At 62.8% G+C, this 18809-nt stretch carries 18 protein-coding genes; 13 read left to right on the forward strand and 5 right to left on the reverse strand.

All coding sequences use genetic code 11. The features are described 5' to 3' along the window. Positions 1-8: 8 nt before the first annotated feature. From EI983_RS17235 to EI983_RS17245, 4 genes are read left to right on the forward strand one after another with little or no spacing between them, the layout of a single operon-like run. Entirely contained in the window at positions 9-2837 is a 2829-nt protein-coding gene (locus EI983_RS17235) for a molybdopterin oxidoreductase family protein (RefSeq protein WP_157708579.1), read from the forward strand. Next, positions 2834-2980 carry a hypothetical protein gene (locus EI983_RS19280; protein WP_198389333.1) on the forward strand — a complete coding sequence of 49 codons (147 nt, stop codon included), beginning with the start codon at positions 2834-2836 and terminating at the stop codon, positions 2978-2980. The genes EI983_RS17235 and EI983_RS19280 overlap by 4 nt, the downstream gene beginning before the upstream one ends. Further along, on the forward strand, positions 2977-3720 hold the full coding sequence (locus EI983_RS17240; RefSeq protein WP_157708580.1) for a 4Fe-4S dicluster domain-containing protein: 744 nt from the start codon (positions 2977-2979) through the stop codon (positions 3718-3720). Before EI983_RS19280 ends, EI983_RS17240 begins: the two co-directional genes overlap by 4 nt. After that, positions 3720-4592 (forward strand): dimethyl sulfoxide reductase anchor subunit family protein, encoded by an 873-nt coding sequence (locus EI983_RS17245; protein WP_157708581.1) that lies wholly within the window; start codon positions 3720-3722, stop codon positions 4590-4592. Before EI983_RS17240 ends, EI983_RS17245 begins: the two co-directional genes overlap by 1 nt. 134 nt (positions 4593-4726) lie before the next feature. On the opposite strand, the gene EI983_RS17250 is transcribed toward EI983_RS17245, so the two are convergent. Beyond that, positions 4727-5302, reverse strand: a complete 576-nt coding sequence (locus EI983_RS17250; protein WP_157708582.1) for a DUF1523 family protein — start codon at positions 5300-5302, stop codon at positions 4727-4729. A gap of 98 nt (positions 5303-5400) precedes the next feature. Here EI983_RS17250 and EI983_RS17255 point away from each other — a divergent pair, with 98 nt between their 5' ends. Next, positions 5401-6219 (forward strand): cyclase family protein, encoded by an 819-nt coding sequence (locus EI983_RS17255; protein ID WP_157708583.1) that lies wholly within the window; start codon positions 5401-5403, stop codon positions 6217-6219. 4 nt (positions 6220-6223) lie between these two features. On the opposite strand, the gene EI983_RS17260 is transcribed toward EI983_RS17255, so the two are convergent. Then, the gene (locus EI983_RS17260) at positions 6224-6517 is read right to left on the reverse strand and encodes an SCP2 sterol-binding domain-containing protein (protein WP_157708584.1); all 294 of its coding nucleotides are present in this window, start codon (positions 6515-6517) and stop codon (positions 6224-6226) included. A 128-nt stretch (positions 6518-6645) separates the two neighbouring features. On the opposite strand from EI983_RS17260, the gene EI983_RS17265 reads away from it, so the two are divergent. The 3 genes from EI983_RS17265 (at position 6646) to EI983_RS17275 (ending at position 8344) form a co-directional block, all read left to right on the forward strand. After that, positions 6646-7245, forward strand: a complete 600-nt coding sequence (locus EI983_RS17265; protein WP_157708585.1) for a TetR/AcrR family transcriptional regulator — start codon at positions 6646-6648, stop codon at positions 7243-7245. A gap of 89 nt (positions 7246-7334) precedes the next feature. Beyond that, positions 7335-8009, forward strand: a complete 675-nt coding sequence (locus tag EI983_RS17270) for a PspA/IM30 family protein (RefSeq protein ID WP_157708586.1) — start codon at positions 7335-7337, stop codon at positions 8007-8009. A 29-nt stretch (positions 8010-8038) separates the two neighbouring features. Then, the gene (locus EI983_RS17275) at positions 8039-8344 is read left to right on the forward strand and encodes a hypothetical protein (RefSeq protein ID WP_157708587.1); all 306 of its coding nucleotides are present in this window, start codon (positions 8039-8041) and stop codon (positions 8342-8344) included. Between the two features lie 60 nt (positions 8345-8404). Here EI983_RS17275 and EI983_RS17280 read toward each other — a convergent pair whose 3' ends face one another. Beyond that, entirely contained in the window at positions 8405-9595 is a 1191-nt protein-coding gene (locus EI983_RS17280) for an aminopeptidase P family protein (protein WP_198389446.1), read from the reverse strand. Between the two features lie 210 nt (positions 9596-9805). Between EI983_RS17280 and EI983_RS17285 the strand changes: the two genes are divergently transcribed. Beyond that, positions 9806-10801: a P1 family peptidase gene (locus EI983_RS17285; RefSeq protein WP_157708589.1), complete on the forward strand. Its 996-nt coding sequence runs from the start codon at positions 9806-9808 to the stop codon at positions 10799-10801. Positions 10802-10879: 78 nt separating this feature from the next. On the opposite strand, the gene EI983_RS17290 is transcribed toward EI983_RS17285, so the two are convergent. Beyond that, the gene (locus EI983_RS17290; protein ID WP_157708590.1) at positions 10880-11671 is read right to left on the reverse strand and encodes an alpha/beta hydrolase; all 792 of its coding nucleotides are present in this window, start codon (positions 11669-11671) and stop codon (positions 10880-10882) included. An 86-nt stretch (positions 11672-11757) separates the two neighbouring features. Here EI983_RS17290 and EI983_RS17295 point away from each other — a divergent pair, with 86 nt between their 5' ends. The 4 genes from EI983_RS17295 (at position 11758) to EI983_RS17310 (ending at position 18150) form a co-directional block, all read left to right on the forward strand. Next, complete coding sequence (locus EI983_RS17295) at positions 11758-13230, forward strand: NAD-dependent succinate-semialdehyde dehydrogenase (protein ID WP_157708591.1); 1473 nt, start codon at positions 11758-11760, stop codon at positions 13228-13230. 9 nt (positions 13231-13239) lie between these two features. Further along, positions 13240-15507: a DUF3604 domain-containing protein gene (locus EI983_RS17300; RefSeq protein ID WP_157708592.1), complete on the forward strand. Its 2268-nt coding sequence runs from the start codon at positions 13240-13242 to the stop codon at positions 15505-15507. 85 nt (positions 15508-15592) lie between these two features. Then, positions 15593-16129 (forward strand): RNA polymerase sigma factor, encoded by a 537-nt coding sequence (locus EI983_RS17305; protein ID WP_198389334.1) that lies wholly within the window; start codon positions 15593-15595, stop codon positions 16127-16129. Next, positions 16126-18150 (forward strand): vWA domain-containing protein, encoded by a 2025-nt coding sequence (locus EI983_RS17310; protein WP_157708594.1) that lies wholly within the window; start codon positions 16126-16128, stop codon positions 18148-18150. Before EI983_RS17305 ends, EI983_RS17310 begins: the two co-directional genes overlap by 4 nt. Before the next feature lie 74 nt (positions 18151-18224). Here the strand turns inward: EI983_RS17310 and EI983_RS17315 are convergent, their stop codons facing one another. Beyond that, complete coding sequence (locus EI983_RS17315; RefSeq protein WP_157708595.1) at positions 18225-18698, reverse strand: Hsp20 family protein; 474 nt, start codon at positions 18696-18698, stop codon at positions 18225-18227. Between the last annotated feature and the right edge of the window lie 111 nt (positions 18699-18809).

Below are 18809 nucleotides of genomic sequence, written 5' to 3' on the forward strand. Positions count from 1 at the left end.
GGAAGTCGATGACCCACCAACAGCCACGGATCAACACCTCGCCGAAAGTCTCGGATGAGGTCAGGAAAACCACGTGCTATATGTGCGCCTGCCGCTGCGGGATCAATGTCCACATGAAAGACGGCAAGGTCGCCTATATCGAAGGCAACCGCGACCACCCGGTGAACCGGGGTGTGCTTTGCGCCAAGGGATCGGCGGGGATCATGCAGGTCAACGCGCCCTCACGTCTGCGCGCACCGCTCAAACGGGTCGGCCCGCGCGGCTCTGGGCAATTCGAGGAAATCAGCTGGGACGAGGCGCTCGATATAGCGACCGGCTGGCTGGAACCGCTGCGCGAAACGGCCCCGGAAAAGCTTGCCTTTTTCACCGGGCGCGACCAGAGCCAGAGCTTCACCAGCTTCTGGGCGCAGAATTTCGGCACGCCCAACTATGCGGCTCATGGCGGGTTCTGCTCGGTCAACATGGCGGCGGCGGGCATCTACACGATGGGCGGCGCCTTCTGGGAATTCGGTCAGCCTGACTGGGACCTGACCAAACTTTTCATGATCTTCGGCGTGGCCGAGGACCATGACAGCAACCCGATCAAGATGGGGATCGGCAAGATCAAGGCGCGCGGTGCGCGGGTGATCGGCGTGAACCCGATCCGCTCGGGCTATAACGCGGTGGCCGATGATTGGGTTGGAATCACGCCCGGCACCGACGGTCTTTTCATCCTGGCTCTGGTGCATGAACTGCTGAAGGCGGGCAAGATCGACCTCGACTATCTGGCGCGCTACACCAACGCGCCGGTGCTGGTGAACCGCGACAGCAAATCGCCCGACTATGGCCTGTTCCTGCGCGATGAGGATGGCAAGCCGCAGGTCGTGGACCGTGTCACCGGCAAGCTCACCGCCTTTGACAAACCGGGGGTAAAGCCAGACCTGCATGCCACCTACCGCCATGCCGGGATCACCCATCGCCCGGTGATGCATCTCATCGCCTCGCGTTATCTCGACAAGCAATATGCCCCCGAGGCAGTGGCCGAACGCTGCGGGATCAAAGCCGAGAAGATCAAGGCGATCGCCGCCGAGATCGCCCGCGTGGCGTTTGAAGAAGAAGTAGTGCTGGAACGCGAATGGACGGATTTCCGCGGCGAGACCCACAAGGTCATGCGCGGCCGTCCCGTCAGCTTCCACGCCATGCGGGGCATCTCGGCGCATTCCAACGGGTTCCAGACCTGCCGCGCGCTGCACGTTCTGCAAATTCTGCTGGGATCGGTCGAGACCCCGGGCGGGTTCCGCTTCAAACCGCCCTACCCCAAACCGGTCAGCGCCCACCCCTCACCGCATTGCAAGGTGACCCCCGGCAAGCCGCTCAATGGCCCGCATCTGGGCTTTGTGCGCGGCCCCGCAGACCTTGCTCTGAAGGACGACGGCACGCCCGCGCGGATCGACAAGGCCTTTACCTGGGAAAACCCGATGTCAGCCCACGGGCTGATGCATATGGTGATCTCCAACGCGCATGCGGGCGATCCCTACAAGATCGACACGCTGTTTTTGTATATGGCGAACATGTCGTGGAACTCGTCGATGAACACATCCGGCGTGATCGACATGCTGACCGACACCGATGAGAACGGCGACTATGTGATCCCGCGCATCATCTATTCGGATGCCTATAGCAGCGAGATGGTGGCCTATGCCGACCTGATCCTGCCCGACACGACCTATCTGGAGCGGCATGACTGTATTTCGCTGCTTGACCGCCCGATCTGTGAGGCCGATGGCGCGGCGGACGCGATCCGCTGGCCGGTGATCGAGCCTGACCGGGATGTGCGCGGCTTCCAGACGGTGCTGGTGCAACTGGCCAACAAGATGAAGCTGCCCGGTTTCACCAATGAGGACGGCTCGGCCAAATATGTGGACTACGCCGATTACATCACCAACCACGAGCGTAAGCCGGGCATCGGTCCGCTGGCGGGTTGGCGGCTGGGCAAGACCGGGCTGACCCATGGCCGGGGCGAGCCCAATGGCAGCCAGATCCAGAGCTATATCGCGAATGGCGGGTTCTTCATCAAGCATGTGCCGGATAACGCCGCCTATATGAAGCCGTGGAACATGGGCTATCAGGACTGGGCGGTGGAGCTGGGCCTGTTCGACTCGCCCCAGCCCTACATTTTCGATCTTTATGTCGAGACGATGCGGCACTTCCAGCTGGCCGCCGAGGGTCATGGTGAGCGGCAACCGCCGGATCATCTGCGCGAGCGGATCAAGAAGACGATGGACCCGTTGCCGATCTGGTATCCACCCTTTGAGGATGACCATGTCGACCCGGACGAATACGATGTCCATGCTCTGACCCAACGCCCGATGGCTATGTATCACAGCTGGGGCACTCAGAACGCGTGGCTTCGGCAGATCCACGGGCATAACCCGCTCTACCTGCCGACGAAGATCTGGGAAAAGCACGGTTTTGCGACAGGCGATTGGGCAAGGGTCAGCTCGGTCCATGGCGAGATCACCGTGCCGGTGGCGCATATGGCCGCGCTGAATGACAACACCGTCTGGACCTGGAACGCGATCGGCAAGCGCAAGGGCGCCTGGGCTCTGAAGGACGACGCGCCGGAGGCCACCAAGGGCTTCCTCCTCAACCACCTCATCCACGAGCTGCTGCCGCCCAAGGGCGACGGGCTGCGCTGGTCCAACTCGGACCCGATCACCGGCCAGGCGGCCTGGTTCGACCTGCGGGTGAAGATCGAAAAGGCCCCGGCCCCGGAAGAAAGCCAGCCCAGCCTGCCGCCCATCGCCTCACCCGTGGGCACCGGCCCGGATGAACTGACCTGGAAGGTGGGCAAATGAGTCCGACACAACGCACCCTGCTGCTGATCTTCAGCTTTGTCGCCTTCATGCTCGGCTCTTTCATCTGGTTCATCGCCACCTGGGACGCCGAAAAAGAGCAATCGCTGACCTTCGCCAACACCACATCGGAGCACGCGGCATGACCTCCCTTCCGACAAGCACCCAGAAAAAGCTCGGCCTTGTGATCGACCTCGACACCTGTGTCGGATGTCATGCCTGCGTGGTGTCCTGCAAAGGCTGGAACACCGAGAATTACGGCGCCCCCTTGTCGGATCAGGACCCCTATGGCACGCCGTCCGGCACGTTCCTGAACCGGGTGCATTCCTACGAGGTGCAGCCCGAGGCCGGCCCGGCGCAACTGATCCATTTCCCCAAATCCTGCCTGCATTGCGAGGACGCGCCTTGCGTGACCGTCTGCCCCACCGGCGCGAGCTACAAGCGGGTCGAAGACGGCATCGTTCTGGTCAATGAAAGCGACTGCATCGGCTGTGGCCTGTGCGCCTGGGCCTGCCCCTACGGCGCGCGCGAGCTGGACGCGGCCGAAGGTGTGATGAAGAAATGCACGCTCTGCGTTGACCGGATCTATAACGAGAACCTGCCCGAGGTGGACCGCGTGCCCGCCTGCGTGCGCACCTGCCCGGCGGGTGCACGTCATTTCGGCGATCTGGGCGACCCCGATAGCGACGTGAGCCAGCTTGTTGCCGAACGCGGCGGCATGGACCTGATGCCCGAGCAAGGCACGAAGCCGGTCAACAAATACCTGCCGCCGCGCCCCAAGGACCAGATGGACCAGATCGACGTGCTGGCGCCCTTCCTCGAACCCGTGGCGACCGAGACCAATGGGTTTCTTGGCTGGCTCGATAAGGCTCTGGAGAAACTCTGATGCATCCCGCACCGTCCGTCATCATCTTCACCACGCTCTCCGGCATCGGCTTTGGCCTGCTGTTCTGGCTCGGCCTCGGCTTTCCCGAGGTGACCGGCTGGATGGCCTTTGCCTTTTTTGCCATCGCCTATCTGCTGGCGGTGGGCGGGCTGATTTCCTCGACCTTCCACCTGGGCCATCCGGAGCGCGCCATGAAAGCCTTCAGCCAGTGGCGCACCTCCTGGCTCAGCCGTGAAGGCGTCGCCGCGGTTGCGGCGTTGCTGGTCATGGCGCTTTTCGGTGCGGGGCTTGTGTTCATGCAGACAAGCTGGACATTGCTGGGCTGGATCGGCGCGGCGTTGTCCGTGGCGGTCGTCTATTGCACGGCAATGATCTATGGCCAGCTCAAGACGGTTCCGCGCTGGAAACAACCGCTGACGCCCGTGCTGCTTCTGTCGATCTCGCTGGCGGGCGGGGCGCTGCTGGCCGGGCAGGTGGCCTTTGCGCTGGTCTTTCTGCCGCTGGCCGGCGTGGTGCAGGTTCTGTGGTGGATGCAGGGCGATCAAGCGCTTGCGAACAGTGGAACCAACCTTGCCACCGCGACCGGGCTGGGCAGCGCAGGCCGCGTGCGTGCGTTCGAGCCGCCGCATACCGGGACGAACTACCTTCTGCGCGAGTTCGTGCATGTCGTCGGGCGCAAGCACAGTTTTAAGCTGAGAATGATTGCGCTTGTCTTCGGCTATACACTGCCCGTTCTGCTGCTTCTTATCCCGTTCAGTCACGTGTTCGCGGTGCTGGCGGTGGTCAGCCACATTGCCGGGATCGCCGCGTCGCGCTGGCTGTTCTTCGCCGAAGCCGAGCATGTGGTCGGGCTATACTACGGGAAACGGTGACGCTCTTCCGCCGTTACCGGCGGCCTCGCGAGGCGGGCTGTCAGGCCCGATGAGCATATTCCGATCTATCCAAATCCGGGGCTTCGCCCGTTCGTCAGAGAAACGCTCCCCCAGAGCGTTTCCGGAGAGCTGGCTCACCCCCAGCCATCGGTCCATTCATCAATCACCGGGTTTATCCGGTTCTTGCGGAACCTTTTCCACCGCACACGGATTGCCCAGAAGACCGCAAACAAAACCGTCAGCAGCACAATGTTGAACCACGGGATAATCCGAGCATCCGGCCCCGGCACGGCCCGCACGCTGATCGCGTTGGGGTAAATCGACAAGAACTCGTTCCGCCAGCCATAATGCTTGATCGCCACCCATTTCGGCGCGGAGGAGGTGGATTTCAGATCAGATGCCTCGGCCTGCAGATTGGCCGTGTCGAACTTGAAATAAGGTGGCCAGCCCCAGCCGGTGTCTTCATTCCGATAAACCATCACCCGACCGTTCGTCTGCACCGTCTGGATGAAAAACACATCGCGGTTCACCGTCCCCTCAAGCTCTCCTGTGCCTTGATTCGCCCAGAAAATGGAGTTTTCGCCAAAATCGACCCGCTTCTCATAGGTGTCGGAGACGCGCACGATATCGTGCTGCGGCAGGGTATAATGAAAGAAGGCGGCCACGAGCAGCCAGAAGATCCCCCAGATCAGATATTTCACATAGATCATCGCGGGCCTCCGTTCCTCTCTGAAGATTTTTCACCGATGCGGCCAAGCTCTGTTATCGTGGCTGGCAGAAAGAAAGACAACCAATGGGAGGAAAGACCATGTGCGATATTTGTGTGATGAACGCCGTGAAAGACAAGATGCTCTCGCGGAGGCAGTTTTTCACCGCAAGTGCTGCGGTCGGGGCGGCAGCGGCCTTGGGATCGGCCAGCGGCACGCCTGCCATGGCCGATGGGCACAGCATGGTCGAGGATCTGACCCATACCTATGACGCCGATTTCCCAACCTATTTCGGGGCGCCGGGCGTCGAGATCACGCAGGAATTCAACTTCGCGGACAATGGCTTCAACCTGATGAAGCTGATGCTGAACGAACATACCGGCACCCATGTGGACGCCCCGTTGCATTTCTCTGCCGATGGGAACTCGGTGGATGAAATTCCGGTCAGCTCGCTTGTCGCGCCGCTTTGTGTGGTCGATATCGCGGCGAAGGCGGCGGACAATGCCGATGCGCAGGTCACCCCCGATGACCTGAAAGCCTGGATCGCGGCCAATGGCGACATTCCCGAAGGGGCCTGTGTGGCCATGCATTCGGGCTGGGGCGGCAAGACCGGCGGCGACGGGTTCCGCAATGCAGATGGGAACGGCGTCATGCACTTCCCGGGCTTCCATATCGAGGCGGCCAAGATGCTGATGGAGGAAACCGGGGCACAGTCGATCGCGGTGGATACGCTGTCGCTGGATCATGGGCCTTCGGCTGACTTTGCGGTGCATTATGCCTGGTTGCCCACCGGCCGTTTCGGGATCGAGAACATCGCCAATCTCGACAAACTGCCAGCCGCCGGGGCCACGATCGTGATCGGCGCACCCAAGCATCGCGGCGGATCTGGCGGGCCCGCGCGCATCTTCGCAATGGTCTGACCCATTAAGGATCGGTGCTCAGGATCTCCCCGATCTTGAGCGCCCGCATCGGATTACCGTCCACCTTGAGCTTGCCCGTCATGAAAGCGGTGGCCGGGTTCTGAGTGCCCAGAACGATATTATGGAACACGTCCGAACGCGCCGTCAGGGTGATCTCGGCGTCGTCATCGCTGATCTTCGCACCGGTCTCGTCCACCCAGAGCGTACCGAGATCGGGCATATCCAGCCGAACCGTGCCCTTGATCCGGCCTTTGGCGCGGGCGGTCACGATGTCCTGAACCTCTTGCAGCGTCGGCATGGGCGTCTCCTTCGTCCTGATGGTCCATCCATGGCAGATTTGCCGCGATTTCCCAGCGTGACGTTGGATCACTTGGGTTCGGTGCCTCGTTCGGCTATGTTTTGAACGCAGTTCAAAAAGGGATCGGCATGGCCGGAAAGACAGAAGAACGCCACGACGCCCTGCGTCGCAAGCTGGTGGATATTGCCGAAACACGGATGGCCGAAGGCGGGCTCTCGGCGCTAAAAGCGCGGGATCTTGCGAAAGAGGCGGGCTGCGCACTCGGGGCGATCTACACGGTGTTCGACGACCTCACGCATATCGCGCTTGAGGTCAACGGCCGCACGTTCCGCCAACTTGGCCGGGATGTGGACGGCGCTTTGCAGGGCTGCGCCGATGCCAGTCCAACGGACCGTCTTCTTTGCATTGCCGATGCCTATCTGACCTTTGCGCTGCGTGAAACCCGACGCTGGCGCAGCCTTTTCGATGTGCCGTTCTCACCCGATCTTGACGTGCCGCAATGGTACTGGGACGAGATGGACCGGCTCTTTGCTCATATTGCCGGACCGGTCGGCGAATGTTTCCCTGACCTTTCCCCTGCCGATCAGGCGCTGATGACACGGGCGCTGTTTTCGTCGGTGCATGGCATCGTCAGCCTGGGGATCGAAAACCGGGCCACCCCGGTGCCAAAGGCCGATCTCAGCCGTATGATTGAACTTCTTGTCCGGCGAACCACTGGAAACGCATAGTTTCTGAACACTGTTCAAAATAGTTCTTGAACAGTGTTCACCGATTTCTATATTCAATTCATGAACAACGTTCACAAAAGGATTTTGCCATGTTCGAGATTTTGAGGACCCTCACGATCGGCGCTAATGCACGCGCCGAGGACCGGCTCAAGGATGCTTTCGCGATCGAATTGATCGACCAGAAGATCCGCGACTCCGAAGCGCAGCTCAAGGCGGCCAAGGGCACGCTTGCCTCGCTTGTGCAGCGTCAGCGTTCGGAAGCACGGCTGTTGGAGGCGCTGACCACACGGATCAGGACTATGACCAACCGCGCCAGCGAAGCGATAGCGGCCGGGCGTGACGACATGGCGCTGCAAGCCGCCGAGGCCATCGCCACGATGGAAAACGAAGCGCGGCTCAGGCACGGCACGGTGGATCGGCTGGAGGAAAAGGTGACCCGCCTGCGCAGTTCGGTGGAAGCCGCGCACCGCCGCCTGATCGACCTCAAGCAGGGGGCCGTCACCGCCCGGGCGATCAAACGCGAACAACTGATGCAGGGCCGTTTGCGCACCACCATCGCCAACACCGCCGCCGCCGATGAAGCCGAAGAGCTGATCGCGCGCGTGGTGGGCCGCGACGACCCTTTTGAGCAGTCACAGATCCTGGCCGGGATCGAGGCCGATCTCAATCACAGCTCGCTTGACGACCGTATGGCCGCCGAAGGCTTCGGACCGGCCAGCAAAGTGACCGCAAGCCAGGTGCTCGCCCGGCTCAAAAAGACTTAAACCATCCCCCCAACAGAGGAGACACTCCAATGTATCACAACGACAAGCCCGACAATTCGCTGATCATGTTCTTCAACCTCGCCGGTGTTGTGGCCGCCTATGTTCTGCTGGCGCTCTCGCTCTACAAATCGGTCGATGTGCCGCTGGCCACCAAGGGATATTGGGGCATCGGTATCCTGCTCTTGACGCTGAGCCTGGTGAATTTCGTGAAATACCGCTTCGACAACCAGGCGCGGATCGACCGGATCAACAGGATCGAGGAAGCGCGCAACGAGAAGCTGCTGGAGGATTATGTGGGCGAGGCTTATGGCCCCGACAAACGCGACGCGGCGTAGCCATGCCAGAAGCAAAACAGGTGGCCCCGATTGAAGGGGGCCACCTTGACGTTGCCGGGTTTACCCAACCACGTTGAACTCAGGCCCGTAGGGATAGCCGGTGATGTTCTCATTGCCGTCTTCGGTGATCACCAGCACGTCATGCTCGCGGTAGCCGCCCGCGCCGGGTTGCCCCTCGGCGAGGGTCAGCATCGGCTCCATCGAGATCACCATGCCCGGCTCCAGCACCGTGTCGATATCCTCGCGCAGCTCAAGGCCCGCCTCGCGGCCATAGTAATGCGACAGGATCCCAAAGGAGTGGCCATAGCCAAAGGTGCGGTATTGAAGCAGGTCACGCTCTTCAAAGAAGGCGTTGATCTTGTGGGTCACCTCGGCACAGCTCACACCGGGTTTCAGCAGGCTCATCCCGTATTCATGCGCGGCCACGTTCGCCTCCCAGATCGCCAGCGAGGCGGCGTCCACTTCGCCCACGAACATGGTCCGTTCCAGCGCCACGTAATAGGCCGAGACCATCGGGAAGGTGTTGAGGCTCAGGATATCGCCGCGCTGCAATGCCCGTGCGGTGACGGGGTTGTGGGCGCCATCCGTGTTGATGCCCGACTGGAACCAGACCCAGCTATCGCGATATTCGGCATCGGGAAAGACGCGGGCAATCTCCAGCTCCATCGCGTCGCGCCCGGCCATGGCCACATCGATCTCGCGGGTGCCTTCGCGCACCGCCTCGCGGATGGCATATCCGCCGACGTCGGCAATCGCCGTGCATTTGCGGATGAGCGCAATCTCGGCCGCGGATTTCTGCATCCGCTGGCGCATCGTGGCCTCGGCCAGATCGACCGTCCGCGACGGGGCCAGGAACGCATCGAGCTTGGCCTTCTGCATCAGGCTCATGTGATCACCCTCATAGCCGATCACGCGGCCCTCACCCGCCACAGACCGCACCGCGCGCCAGTAATTGTCGCGCTGCCAGTCGGTATAGGTGATGTTGTCGAGATGGCTGCGCCGCCAGGGCTGACCCGCGTCAATGCCTGCGCTGATGGTCACGCTTTCGGTGGGCGTGACGACAAGGCCATACGGCCGCCCGAAGGCGCAATAGAGAAAGCCGCTGTAATAGGCGATGTTGTGCATCGAGGTGAAGACAACGGCATCCACCTCCTGCGCGGCCATGATCGCCCGCAGACCCTTGAGGCGTGCATCATATTCGGACGCATCAAACGGCAGCGGCGCTTTCTCGCCATTGTGAAAACGGTACATTTCGGGGCGCGCGGTCTGCGCAAATTGGGTGGTTGTCGGATGTGCAGTCATAGTGACCCTCCTAAAAAGAAAGGTCCCGGCGTTCAGGACTGTTGGGATATATGAGGCCATCTTCGGGGCGACGCCATCGCCCGGGGCCTGACACTCTTCTTGCCGATCCGAATGGTTCAGGCAATATGCTTTGCGACACAAAGGGGACGTTTTTGATCCATGACTGCCAAAGCTGGGCCTTTGAACCTGATCACCGATGTCGCAGGGCTGCGTGTTGGCAACGCGTCGGACGATACGATCAAAACCGGAGCAACGGTCCTTTTGGGCGACGCGCCCTTTACAGCGGGTGTGCATGTGATGGGCGGGGCGCCCGGCACGCGCGAGACTGATCTGCTCAGCCCGGACAAAACGGTGCAGCAGGTGGACGCGCTGGTGCTGTCCGGCGGCTCGGCGTTCGGCCTCGATGCCGCCTCGGGCGTTGCCGACGCCCTGCGCGCCGAGGGGCGCGGATTTGCCGTGGGCGACCAACGCGTGCCGATTGTGCCCGCGGCAATCCTGTTTGATCTGCTGAATGGCGGCAAGAAGGATTGGGCCGAGAACCCGTATAAACGTCTGGGGGCCGAGGCTCTCGCCTCGGCGACTCCCAGCTTCGCCTGCGGCTCCGTCGGGGCGGGCACCGGGGCCACCACGGCAAATCTGAAGGGGGGGCTCGGCTCCGCCTCGCTGGTGCTGCCCTCCGGGCATACGGTCGGCGCGCTGGTGGCGGTGAATGCGCTGGGGTCGGCGGTCGTGGGCGATGGACCGCAGTTCTGGGCCGCCCCCTTCGAGATCGGCGACGAATTCGGGGGGCTCGGCGTGGCGTCGGCCTATCCCGATGTGCACCTGCCTGAGACAAAGCTCAGCCAACATGCCAATACCACCATCGGCATTGTCGCCACCGATGCCGCCCTCACACAGGCGCAATGCACGCGGCTCGCCACCGCCGCGCATGACGGGTTTGCCCGGGCGCTGGTGCCGTCACACACCCCGATGGATGGCGACCTGATCTTTGCAGCCTCGACCGGCGCGCACGAAATGCAAAATCCTCTGGCCGACGCCCTTCTTCTGGGTCATGCCGCCGCCACCTGCATGGCCCGCGCCATCGCCCGCGCCGTCTTTGCCGCCACGCATTCGGACACTGACACACGTCCTTGCTGGTCCTCCTTGGCCCCCTGACTTTCATTGTTCTTCAAATACTCAAAACCAGACGCCTGCGGCAGGCGCAGCGGCTGAGTGTCTTAGCCAAGAAGACGATCAGGACAGCAGCGTCTGCACCATTCTGCTTTCAGGGTCGATCAGCCCGTCGATCACATCGAAATGATGCTTGCCCTCATCGACCACATGCGCGGCCCCCCAGGCCTCGGCCAGCCAGCGCGCCTGATCGAGGAAGACGGGCCGCTCATCCGCGCCGACCCAGACGGTCACCGGCACATCGAGCCGGTCAGTCATCAGAACGGGACTTTCTGCGGCGGCGCTGGCCTCATCCATCCGGAAATCGTCATTCATCGTCGTGTGCAGCAAAGGCCGCAGGTCCGATACCGGAGAGATCGGCATGACGTGCTGGAGACGGGCGGCCACCTCCGGCGACAGCATCCCCGGGGCCAGCATACGCGAGACAAGATGCCCGCCAGCCGAATGGCCGGCCAGAATGATCGGGCCGTCCGCCATCCCGGCCGCGACCTCGACCGCCGCCGCAATCTGCCGGGTGATCTCGGCAATCCGCACCTCAGGACATAGATCATAGGACGGCATCGCCACCGCCCAGCCCTGCGCCATGGCGCCCTGGCCGAGATGGAACCAATACGCCCGGTCAAACCTCAGCCAGTAACCGCCATGCACGAAGATCAACACCCCCTTCGCTGTCCCCGGCGGTGTGAAAAAATCGAACCTCTGTCGCCCGCTTGGACCGTAGGGGATATCCTCCTGCCGCCGCCCCAGTGCGGCCTGGCCAGCAGCCCAGCTTCTGGACGCCGCAAGCCAGCGGTCGGGATAGTCCTCCGCCCCCGCGATATAGGGTGCGTTGGCATAGGCATCGTCGTAATCCATGGGGTCCTCCGGCTCTGGGCACTAGACAAGCCTAGCCCAAGATGCTTTGGCTTTGCGAGACGAAAGACATGTGAGGGAGATGCGCGATGTCCGCAACCGATCTGAAAGCGATGCTGAACGACCCGAGCCTTCTGGCCGAGAAGGCCTATTCCAATGGCGCTTGGGTGGAGGGCGACAATGGAACGTTCGAAGTCACCAACCCCGCCAATGGCCAGGTGATCGCCAATGTGGCCGACATGTCGCGCGCGCAGGTGGCTCAGACCATCGCCGCCGCCGAGGCCGCTCAGAAAGACTGGGCCGCGATGACCGGCAAGGAACGCGCCGCGATCCTGCGCCGCTGGTTCGACCTGATGATGGAAAACCAGGAAGATCTGGCCATCATCCTGACCGCCGAACAGGGCAAGCCCCTTGACGAGGCGCGTGGCGAAATCGGCTATGGCGCGTCGTTCATCGAGTTTTTCGGGGAAGAGGCCAAGCGCATCTATGGCGAGACGATCCCGGGCCATCAGCGTGACAAGCGGATCACCGTGATCAAGCAGCCCATCGGTGTCGCCGCCTCTATCACGCCCTGGAACTTCCCCAATGCGATGATCACCCGCAAGGCCGCCCCGGCCCTTGCCGCGGGGTGCGCTTTCGTCGGTCGTCCGGCCAAGGAGACACCGCTGAGCGCAACCGTCATGGGCGTGCTGGCCGAACGCGCAGGCATCCCCGCGGGGGTGTTCAACATCGTCACCTCGTCCAGCTCCTCGGAGATCGGCAAGGAATTCTGCGAAAACCAAGCGGTGCGCAAGCTGACCTTTACCGGCTCCACCGAAGTGGGCCGTATCCTGCTGCGTCAGGCGGCGGAGAATGTCATGAAATGCTCGATGGAGCTGGGCGGCAACGCGCCCTTCATCGTGTTTGACGATGCCGATCTGGATGCCGCCGTCGAAGGCGCCATCATGTGCAAGTTCCGCAACAATGGGCAGACCTGCGTCTGTGCCAACCGCATCTATGTGCAGGCGGGGGTCTATGATGCCTTTGCCGAAAAGCTGAAGGACGCCGTAGCGGCGATGAAGATCGGCGACGGGATGGAAGAGGGCACACAGCTTGGCCCGCTGATCAATGCCGACGCCATCGGCAAGGTGCAAGAGCATGTCGCCGATGCCGAGGCCAAGGGTGGCAAAGTGATCCTGGGCGGCGGCACGCCGATGCAGGGCGAGGGGTATTTCCTGCCCCCCACCATTGTCACCGGCTGTACCCAGGACATGCAGGTGGCGACGGATGAGACCTTCGGCCCGATGGCGCCGCTCTTCAAGTTCGAGACCGAGGACGACGTCATTCAAATGGCCAATGACACGATCTTTGGTCTGGCGTCTTATTTCTATGCCAAGGATCTGAGCCGGGTCTACAAGGTCGCCGAGGCGCTGGAATACGGCATCGTCGGTGTGAACACCGGCATCATCTCAACCGAGGTCGCGCCGTTTGGCGGGGTCAAGCAATCCGGGCTTGGCCGCGAAGGGTCGCATCACGGGATCGAGGACTATCTGGAGATGAAATACATCTGCATGTCCGTCTGACCCGGGTCCATGCCCCCGATCCGCGATGACCTGATGGGCGATGTCTGGCCCCTGGCTCAGCCGGGGGCGGACGGGGCGGATTACGGTGCGGTGTCACTGGCGCCGCTGGGCAGCTTCCAGGTGCGCAGCTTCCAGCGGTTCACACTCACCTACAGGGTGGGGGAATATGGTCTGGATGACACCGGGGCGATCAAGATCGTGCAGCGCTGGACCTCTGACGCGGGCCCGGTGCAGTTCGATGACCCGCAGGCGATGAACCATGTCAGGGCCGAGGCCTCGAACGGCGTGGAGCTGGAGCTGCACGCCGAACGCTATCCGCATCAGCGGCCCTGGTACAACGGCATCCGGCTGACGGTGAAACGCGGCTATATGCGCCCCGGGGATACGATCACGGTGCACTTTGGCGGCACGCCCGGGTACCGGCTTCAAACCTTCTGCGAAAGCGCTTTCGAGTTTCGCGTGCTGGCCGACCCCTGCGCAACCGGGACGTTCATCCCCGTCGGATCGCCAGCGATCGAGATCGTTGCAGGCCCGCCTGCCCGCTGGGTTCTCGTCGCCCCCACCCTGCGCCGTCCGGGCGAGGGATTTGCGCTTGGTATCCGCGCCGAAGATGCCTGGGGCAATGCCTGCGTTCTGCCGGACACCCCACTGGCCCTTTCATCCGAAATGGAGATGCCGGATCTGCCCGGCGAAGTCAGAGCCGACCCCGGCACCCGTGGTCTGCGCATTGAGGGGCTCAGCATCGACCATGAGGGCGCGACCACCTTCACTCTAAGCACCGCCTCGGGTGAGGTCCTGGCCCGCTCCAATCCGCTACTCATTCAGGACAGCCCGCACGCCGCCCATTGGGGCGATCTGCACGGCCAGAGCGGTGAAACGGTCGGCATCGACACGGTCGAGGACTATATTGCCTTCGCGCGTGACGTGTCCTTTCTCGACGTGACCAGCCACCAGGCCAATGATTTCCAGATCAAGCCCGCCTTCTGGGACGAAATCAACCGCGTCACCGCCGCCTATGACGACCCGGGTCGCTTCACCGTCTTTCCGGGCTATGAATGGTCGGGCAACACGCCAGTGGGCGGCGATCACAACGTGTTCTTCCGTAACGAAGGCGAGGTGATGCACCGGTCTTCTCGCGCGCTCCTGCACGAACGCGAGGATATGCAGACGGACGCACCGACGCTGACCCACCTCTTCGATCACCTGCAGGGGCGTGACTGCGTGGTCTATGCCCATATCGGCGGCCGACCCGCGGATATCTCCTATGCCCACGACCCGGCCCTGCGCACCGCGGTCGAGGTGCATTCCGACTGGGGCACGTTCGAATGGCTGATGACGGATGCCTTTGCCCTGGGCCACCGCGTCGGCCTTGTGTGCAACAGCGACGGCCACAAGGGCGCTCCGGGGATGACTTATCCGGGCGCGACAGAATTCGGGGCCTATACGGGGCTGACCTGTTTCCTGACAGACAGGCTTGACCGGGAGGCGATCTTTGACGCCATGCGGCGGCGGCATCACTATGGCACCACCGGCTGCCGGATGCATCTGGAGGTAGAGGCCGATCTGGGCGCGCAAGGGGTGATCCATGACACCGATCCGGCCCATACAGATGCCGCCTCGCGCCCCTCCGCCACGGCAATCATGGGTGATATCGCGCGCAGCCAGACAGGCGAAGTGCCGCTTCGCATCCGCTGCCATGCACATGCCCCGATCCTGCGGATCGACGTGCTGAACGGGGCCGAAACCGTCCAAACACTACGACCCTATGCTGAGGCCGATCTAGGCGACCGCCTGCGCCTGACCTGGCAGGGCGCGCTTTACCGAGGCCGGGGGCGACAGGTCTTTTGGCAGGGCGAGGCGCGGCTCGATGCCGCCCGGATTGCGGATATGCGGGCGTTCAATGCCTGGAACCTGGAACGCCAGACGGTTCTGCAGGACCCAAGGACAGTCCGTATCGACGCCGTGACCACCGGGAATTTCGGCGGTGTCGATCTTTGGCTGGACGACGGCTCGGCCGGTCAGATCGCAATCGACACCGGGCTCGCCAACGGCCAGTTCGCGCTCTCCGATATCGGCCTTGAGGATACGGTGATCGACGCGGGCGGGCTTGACCGCAAGCTGCGGCTCTGCCGCCTGCCGGATCAGTTGACCGATTGCCGGATGGACGAAACCGTGACGATCCCGCTCATCGCCGGCAAGGACAACCCGCTCTGGGTGCGCGTCACCACCGAGGATGGGTTCAACGCCTGGTCAAGCCCGATCTACCTGATCCCCTGACCCCCCTGGCCAAAGCGCCGTGAAAAAATCTTTCGCTCACCCCCAAGGATTGACGCGCGGCCTGCGTCCTACAATCGTGATGCGCATGACAGTGAGCGATGAAAGCCTGGCCAGAGCCGCCGCCGCCGGAGACCCGGAGGCGTTCTCGTCCCTGTTGCAGCGCCATTATGACGGTGTCTATCGCCTTGCCTTTCGCCTCACCGGGGTTCAGGCCGAGGCCGAAGACCTCACACAGGATATCTGCGCCGCCCTGCCTGCCAAGCTTCAAGGCTTTCGAGGGGAGGCGAAGTTTACCACCTGGCTTTGGCGCGTCGTGGTCAACGCCACCCATGACCGCCGCCGGCGTGCCGCCACCCGGGCGCGCCATGCCGATGGATGGGGCGATTGGGAGGTGGGCCGCCGCGCGGCCGAGGCGGAAACGGCGCAGGCGCTCGATTGGTTAACCCAGGCGATGCGCGCCCTGCCCGAGGATTTGCGCGACACGCTGGCGCTGGTGCTGGATGACGCAACCCATGAACAAGCGGCCGATGTCTTGGGGATATCGCCGGGCACCGTAAGCTGGCGCATCTCGGAGGCCAAGAAACACCTTCGCGCCCTGCGCGAGAAAGAGGATCAGATATGAGTGACGACCGCGACGATCTCGATGATCTGAAAGCTGCCTTCACGGCGGCCACACCTGCGCCGGATGCGGCGAAAAAGGCGGCTAATCTGGCGCTGGCGGAAAAAAACTTTGCCGCGCTCCAAGAAACGCGCCAAGCCGCGCGTCCTACTTCTGATCGCCCGACACACGGGCTCTTCAGAGGAGTACGCACCATGATCGCCAAGCTATCCCCCCGCGCCGCCCTGACCACCACCACCGCCGTTCTGGCCGTGGGTCTCGTGATCAGCCTGCCGCAACTGACCGAGCGCAACCTGCCCGGCTTCTCCGGCCAGCCGGAGCTGACCGAGGCCCCCCTGGGCGGCAGCGGCACCCTGTCGCTGGAAGACAGCGGGACCGATCGGTCCTTGTCCGGCGGTCGTGTGGTGGACGCAGCCCCGGGCGAGGCCGATCTTGTGGAAGAGTTCGCAGCTCAGGAAGCCCCGGAACCGCCCGCGCCTGCCCCCATGGCCGAAGCCGAAACCCGGGGCCTGAGCCAGTCCAAACCCGCCACCGCCGCGCGCAAGCAAACGGGCAATGGCGCGGGTGGGCTGCTATCCCTGCAATCGGTGCCCGCGGATGACATCGTAACCCTGCCCGAACCCAATACCGAGGCCTATCCAGAAGCCGAGAGCAACCCGCTCAAGCTCACCGCCGAAGAGCCTGTCTCGACCTTCTCCATCGACGTTGACACCGCCTCTTATGCCATCCTGCGCAGCACCATCACCTCGGGCCGCCTGCCCAACCCCGAACAGGTGCGGATCGAGGAAATGATCAACTATTTCCCATACGATTACGCAGCCCCCGAAGCAGGCGAACACCCGTTCAAGCCCACGGTCAGCGTGGTCCCGACCCCGTGGAACAACGGCACGAAACTGGTGCATATCGCGATCCAGGGCCAGAAGCCCGCGATGGAGGACCGCCCGCCGCTGAATCTTGTGTTCCTGATCGACACCTCCGGGTCGATGAACCAGCCGAACAAGCTGCCGCTTCTGAAGCAGTCCCTCTCACTGATGCTCTCGCAACTCACCGAGCAGGATCAGGTGGCCATCGTCACCTATGCAGGCAGCGCGGGGCAGGTTCTGGCCCCCACCTCAGCCACCGAGCGCAGCACCATTCTGAACGCGCTCCAGCGGCTCGATGCGGGTGGCTCCACCGCCGGTCAGGCAGGGTTGCAACAGGCCTATGCCGTGGCCGAAGGCATGGCGGAAGAGGGCGAAGTGACCCGCGTGATCCTGGCCACCGACGGCGATTTCAACGTCGGCCTCAGCGATCCCGAGGCGCTCAAGGACTATATCGCCGAGAAACGCGAGAGCGGCTCTTATCTGTCGGTGCTGGGTTTTGGCAGGGGCAATCTCGATGATGCCACCATGCAGGCGCTGGCCCAGAACGGCAACGGACAGGCAGCTTATATCGACACGCTCTCCGAGGCGCAGAAGGTGCTGGTGGATCAGGCGGCGGGCGCGATGTTCCCGATCGCCGACGATGTGAAAATCCAGGTGGAGTTCAACCCTGCGCAGATCAGCGAATACCGCCTGATCGGTTATGAAACCCGGGCGTTGAAGCGCGAGGATTTCAACAACGACAAGGTGGATGCAGGCGATATCGGCGCGGGGCATTCCGTGACCGCGATCTATGAGGTGACACCGGCAGGCTCGGACGCCGAGCTGGTCGACCCGCTGCGCTATGGCGAGGTGGCGGCAAGCGGCGAGACATCGGACGAGCTTGGCTTCCTCAAGCTGCGCTACAAGGCCCCGGGCGAGGAGGCCAGCACGCTGATCGAGGCCCCGATCCTGCCCGCCACCGCCGAGGCCGAGGGCGAGGCCGGGTTTGCCATCGCCATCGCCTCCTTCGGTGAGCTTCTGAAACGGTCGGACTTCACCGGCGACTGGAGCTATGACGACGCCATCGCGCTCGCCAATGCCACCAAGGGCGACGACGCGTACGGCTACCGCGCCGAAGCGATCCGCCTGATGCGTCTGGCCAGCAGCCTCAGCGAGCAGTAAATCCCAGGCTCTCCGGACGCAAAAAGGCCCGGGCGTGTCACACGCCCGGGCCTGATCCTTGGATGAAGGACGCGTTAGTTGACGGCTTTTGCGTCCACGACGTCCTTCTCGACGCTGTCACCCGATGCAATCGCGATCCGGCGCGGCTTCAGCGCTTCGGGTACTTCGCGCACCAGGTCGATATGCAGCATCCCGTCGGAATGCGACGCGCCTTCGACACGCACGTGATCGGCAAGCTGGAACTTGCGCTCGAACGCACGTGTGGCAATGCCGCGATGCAGGAAGGTGCGGGTGCCCTCTTCCTCGGTTTCGGACTTGCGGGCGGACACGATCAGCTGGCCTTCGCGCACTTCCACGCTCAGGTCCTGTTCGGCAAAGCCTGCAACCGCAACCGAGATACGATAGGCATCGTCGGCGGTTTTTTCGATATTGTAGGGCGGATAAGTCGGCTGGGCGACATCGTTGGACAGAACGCGGTCCATCATGTCTGCGATTTGGTCAAAGCCGACGGTGGCACGGTAAAGCGGTGCCAGATCAAAGTTACGCATGGGTCATCCTCCATTGAGCGATAACGATATGTTTGCGGCCTTCCCACCTCGGGACAGGCCAGATGCGCCCGACCCGCCAGGCGGCGTCGGACAGAACAGATGTGGGAAGGG

This window comes from Roseovarius faecimaris, assembly GCF_009762325.1.
In the GTDB taxonomy this organism is placed as follows: domain Bacteria; phylum Pseudomonadota; class Alphaproteobacteria; order Rhodobacterales; family Rhodobacteraceae; genus Roseovarius; species Roseovarius faecimaris.